At 71.2% G+C, this 593-nt stretch carries 1 protein-coding gene and 1 pseudogene; both read right to left on the reverse strand.

What is annotated here, in order from left to right:
- The coding region (locus ACU8YC_RS25695; protein WP_446896064.1) for a beta-eliminating lyase-related protein at positions 1 to 339 on the reverse strand (339 nt) is incomplete at its 3' end.
- Positions 340 to 354: 15 nt separating this feature from the next.
- Positions 355 to 593 (reverse strand): annotated as a pseudogene (locus ACU8YC_RS25700) (amino acid ABC transporter substrate-binding protein); the annotation flags it as partial.

Consider the following 593-nt stretch of genomic DNA (forward strand, 5'->3'; position numbering starts at 1 on the left):
GTCCAGGAACGCCCCGGTCAGGGTGGCGGCCCCGCGCTCGGTGTGGAGCATGTGGGCCTGGGCCTCGAGCAGGACCTGCTCGCTGCGCTGAACCTGGGCCAGGATCGCCAGCAGGTTGCCCATCGTGCAGCTCGGCACGAACAGGGCCGCCGCCTTGCCGAGCATCGCGGCGGCGGTCTCCTCCAGCGCGCGGGCGGTCGGGTCGGCGTCGAGCCCGTCGTCGCCCAGCGGCGCCGACCGCATCCGGGCGTACATCGCCTCGGTCGGCCGGGTGACCGTGTCGCTCCGCAGGTCGACCGCGGACGGCGCGTCCGTCGCTTCGCCGTGATCGTCTCGCATGTCTGTCTCGCCGCCCTACCGGTAGGCCGCCTGGTCGCCGGAATCGGTCGGGTTGGCGAGGGCCCGCTTGAGCACGTCGCTATTCGGCAACTCCAAGTTGATGCCCTTCGGCGGGGTCGGCTGCTCGAAATACTTGCCGTAGGGCCGCGTCACGGTCCCGTCCTGGATCAGCTCGACCACCGCCTTGTCGACGGCCGCCTTAAAGGCCGCGTCGTCCTTCGGCTCCAGGATCCCGTAGGGGCGAATTCGAGGCC

The organism is Citrobacter sp. VF227 (assembly GCF_052950715.1).